Origin of the sequence: Caulobacter sp. D5 (genome assembly GCF_003185805.1) — a bacterium.
Classification (GTDB): Bacteria; Pseudomonadota; Alphaproteobacteria; order Caulobacterales; family Caulobacteraceae; genus Caulobacter.
Map to the genome: position 1 here is coordinate 1 of NZ_QHJY01000337.1, position 4,250 is coordinate 4,250.

Sequence of the window (4,250 nt, forward strand, 5' to 3'; positions counted from 1 at the left end):
GCCGCGCCGACGGGCTTCCACCGTCTGCCGGTAAGGCTGTGAGCCAGGCCCATCTGCAGCAGTGCCTCATCGTGATGGCCAAGGCCAAGCACGGCGGAGATCTTCCATGGACAATGGTGGCAACGACTGCAGGGACTTCGCGATGCCTGGTGTCGCCGTGAGGACGCCTGGGCGCGCGGGCGTTGGCGCCTTTGTCGTGGACGCACCGCGAGAAGGGGAGAACCTTGCCGCCTAGAGGGTCCGAACCGCCCCCGTCGCTGCTCCGCAGGCAGGCTGTCTGGAACCATGACCGTGGTGGCGAACAGGTGTTGGCGCAGGCGATCACTCGGTAGGGAAAAGTCTAGCAGTGGCCAGGATGAGATCGCCGCGCCGGATGAGGGTTTATCAGGCCCAGTTCGGCTTCCACGACAGCGTGGTCGCCGCGCCCAATCAGGCCGCCGCCTTGGCCGCCTGGGGCACGCGCCAGAACCTCTTTGCCGAAGGCCGCGCCAAGATCAGCGACGAGCCCGACGCCGTCGCCGCGGCCCTGGCCCATCCGGAGATCCCGCTGCGCCGCGCCATCGGATCCAAGGAGCCTTTCAGTCTCCAGCCTAGCTTGCCGGATGTCCCTGAACGGCCGCGAAGGGCCAAGCCGAAGCTGAAGGTGGCGGCCGCGTCGCCGCGGCCGGCCAAGGCCAGGCCGCGCGCCAAGGTGCAGGCGCCCGACCGGGCGAGGCTGGAGGCGGCGCAGGCTGCGCTGAGCGCGATCGATCGCGATCGCCTGCAGCGAGAGGCCGAGCTTCAGCGGCGGCGCGAGGCGCTGGAGACCGAGGCGCTTGCCGCGCAGAGGGATTGGGCCAAGGCGCGCAAGGCCGCGGAGAAGGCGCTGGAGGCCGCGGTGCGCGCCTATCGCGCCGCCGGCGGAGACGCCTAGCTTGCCTTGCGGGACTTGTGAGCGGGAGCCGCCTTGGCCGCGCCCTTGGTCTTGGCGCTTGTGGCGGATTTGGCCCTTGGCTTGGTCTTCGCTTCGGGTTTGGCCGACGCGGGCGCCTTGCCGCCGAGGCTGGCGCGCAGGGCCGCCATCAGGTCGACGACGTTGGTGTCTTCGGGTTCGGCCACCTTCTCGACCTTGTGGCCCTTCTGCTTGGCCTCGATCAGATCCTTCAGCGCCTCCTCGTAGCGATCGACGAACTGGCTGGGGTCGAACGGTCCCTCCTGCTGCTCGATGATCTTTTCGGCGATGGCGATCATCGCCTTGTCGGGCGCCTTATCGCTGATGGCGTCGAAGATCTCGCTCTCCTTGCGCACCTCCGCGTCCGTGCGCAGCGTGTAGGCCAGGATCCCCTTGCCACGCGGCTCCAGCGCCAGGAGGCGCTCGCGCGTCGACATCACCACGCGGCCAAGGGCGATCTGCCCGGACTTGGCCATCGCCTCGCGGATCACCGCGAAGGCCTCCTGGGCAAGCTTGCCGTCAGGGGCGAGATAGTAGGGATTGTCCCAGTACACCCGATCGATCTCCTCGGCGGGCACGAACCGTTCGATGTCGATGGTCTTGGTGCTCTCCAGCTTGACGGCGTTGATTTCGTCCTGGGAGAGCAGGATGTACTCGCCTTTGTAGACTTCGTAGCCCTTGACCAGCTCCGACCGCTCGATCGGCCCGGTATCCGGATCGGTGGTGATCATCTTGATCCGGTTGTTGGTCTTCGGATTGATCAGGTTGAAGTGCACCTCGCCGCCGCTGTCGGTGGCGGTGTAGAGGGCGACCGGGCAGGTCACGAGCGAGAGCCGCAGATGTCCCTGCCAGGTCGGGCGATACGCCATGTCGAGCATCCTTACCGCCCACCGGGGCTCACGAATTTAAACGGCGGGCGCCCTGATTTGTTCTCAGGCCGAGCAGGGCGCGGTCTCGCCGGTCTCCAGGTCGATCCGAAAGCAATGCTCGCCGCCGCTATCGAGATCGCGCACCACGACGCTGATTTCGCCGTCGTCGTCCGGCGCGATCGCCAGATCCTCGACATAGGCGACCGCCGCCGCTTCGTAAGACGGCTCCTGGACAATGCGCGCGCGGTGGGCCCCAGCGTGGCGGGCATGCACGCTAAAACGCCGGTCGTCGTTGGCGGCCTTGCTCATCTTGGGTCTCCTTGAGCCATCAACGCGCAAGGTCGCCGAAGGATTCGAGACTTGGCGCAGGAAGGCGCGCTCCGCGCGCGAACTGCTCTCGCCGCTAAGCGCCAGACGGCCGCCAGGTCGCCGTCGGCGTGCGCCGCGCCGCATCGCGGCCTTATCGCGCGAGGCGTGGGGCTCGTTCTCGCTCTTTCCGTGACTGGCGCGGATTTCGAGCCGACCTGGGCTTGGCCGATGGCTGAGGGCCAAGGGCAAAGCCGTCGGCGGCCGGGCGCGTCCAATGACTACCTGACGGTGGGCGCCTCGACGCCGTTGCCCAGGCGCAAGCGCCCGTGCGGCCCGGCGACCGGCGGGGCGAAGGGCCGTCTAAGACAGCTGCGTCTTGAGCTGCAGCGCCGACGCTTTGCCGCCCAAGAGAGAGGCGCGGACCTTAAGATCAAGCCTCCCGCCTGACTTGGCCTTCAGCGGCGATGCCGGGTCTCTAGTAGACCTTGCGCACCAGGGGCTCACGCGCCCAGATCCTGCCGGCCTGCGCCGCGACGATGAAGTCGCCCACGGCCTTAGTCGGCAGGTTGATCAAGCCGCCGTCCGCGTCGGGATTGGCGTCGGAGAGGCCGCCCTTGACGAAGAGCGGCGCGGCCGCAGGTAGATAGGCGATGACCTTAAGGTGGCCAAAAGCGTCGCGCACGAAATTGACCGCCGCCGCTTCCAGCGCCAGAGCCGCGCCGCTTTCGTCCGAAGGCAGGACGGCCACGGCGTCGAACAGCACCGAGGGCCCGCCATCGACGCGGAAGTCCGCGGGGATCAACTGGCCGCCGGCGCTTGTGACCCCAGTAATCGTCGGAGCGATGATGGCCAGCTTCGCGCCGGCGTCTTCGACCGCCGCTTTCAGCGCGTCCAGCACAGCGTCGTCGACACCGTCGGTGACCAGGGCGCCGACCTTGCGGCCCATCAGGCCCGGAGCGGCCTTGGCCAGGATGCTGAGCGCCGGCGAGGGCTCCAGGTCCTGGGCCGGAACCGGGGCGGGGGCCGGAACGATCGGCTCCTTGACTCCAAGTCCCGCGGCGACCCGCGCCGCCAGGCTCTCGTCGATATTGACCAGGCGCGACAGCATCGCCGCACGCACCCGCGCGACATTGCACTTGGAGAGCTCGAAGATCAGCGCAGCGACGATGTGATCGCGCTCGGGCTGGGTTTGGCTCAGAAAGAACAGGCGCGCCTGGCTGTAGTGGTCGGCGAAGGTCTCGGGGCGGACGCGCAGTTGCTCACCGGTCTCCAGATTTGGGAAGGTGCGATAGCCGCTGGCCTGGCTCTCGCGCTTGATATCCTCGCCCAGGCTGGAAGGCTCATAGTTCACCTGGCCCTTGGGCACGCCCATCTGCATGTGGCCGTCGCGTTGCAGATTGTGGAAAGGACAGCGCGGCTGATTGATCGGGATCTGGTGGAAGTTGGCCGAGCCCAGGCGCTTGAGCTGGGTGTCCTGGTAGGAGAACAATCGCCCCTGCAGCAGCGGATCGTTGGTGAAATCGATGCCCGGGACCACATGCGAGGCGCAGTAGGCGACCTGCTCGGTCTCTGCGAAGAAGTTGTCGGGGTTGCGATCCAGAACCATGCGGCCGACGACCCGTAGCGGGATCACCTCCTCGGGGATGAGCTTGGTGGCGTCCAGCACGTCGAAGGGCAGGGCGTCGGCCTCTTCCTGGCTGAAGGTCTGCAGGCAGAATTCCCACTCGGGAAAATCACCGCTGTCGATGGCTTCCCACAGGTCTCGGCGGTGGAAGTCCGGATCAGCGCCATTGATCTTCAGGGCCTCATCCCAAACGACCGACTGGGCATTTAGCTTGGGCCGCCAGTGGAACTTGACGAAGGTGCTTTGGCCCGCGGCGTTGACCAGCCGGAAGGTGTGGACGCCAAACCCCTCCATCATCCGATAGGAACGCGGGATGGTGCGGTCCGACATGATCCACATCACCATGTGCAGGCTCTCGGGCGTCAGCGAGATGTAGTCCCAGAAGGTGTCGTGAGCGGTCTGGGCCTGGGGGAACTCGCGATCGGGATCCTGCTTGGCCGCATGGATCAGGTCGGGAAACTTGATGGCGTCCTGGATGAAGAACACCGGGATGTTGTTGCCGACGAGATCGAAGTTG

4 protein-coding genes are annotated in these 4,250 nt (G+C 66.7%); 1 reads left to right on the forward strand and 3 read right to left on the reverse strand.

Annotated features, from left to right (window positions below; translation table 11 throughout):
• The first annotated feature begins 412 nt into the window (after nt 1–412).
• Nucleotides 413–913 carry a hypothetical protein gene (locus DMC18_RS19985; RefSeq protein WP_158285943.1) on the forward strand — a complete coding sequence of 167 codons (501 nt, stop codon included), beginning with the start codon at nt 413–415 and terminating at the stop codon, nt 911–913.
• Here DMC18_RS19985 and DMC18_RS19990 read toward each other — a convergent pair.
• The 3 genes from DMC18_RS19990 to DMC18_RS20000 all read right to left on the reverse strand — a co-directional run.
• Nucleotides 910–1,800 (reverse strand): Ku protein, encoded by an 891-nt coding sequence (locus DMC18_RS19990; protein ID WP_110121446.1) that lies wholly within the window; start codon nt 1,798–1,800, stop codon nt 910–912. The genes DMC18_RS19985 and DMC18_RS19990 overlap by 4 nt on opposite strands.
• Before the next feature lie 63 nt (nt 1,801–1,863).
• The gene (locus DMC18_RS19995; protein ID WP_233245338.1) at nt 1,864–2,109 is read right to left on the reverse strand and encodes a DUF5961 family protein; all 246 of its coding nucleotides are present in this window, start codon (nt 2,107–2,109) and stop codon (nt 1,864–1,866) included.
• Nucleotides 2,110–2,584: 475 nt separating this feature from the next.
• Nucleotides 2,585–4,250 (reverse strand): catalase (locus DMC18_RS20000; protein ID WP_110133245.1); only part of this gene is annotated, 1,666 nt, incomplete at its 5' end.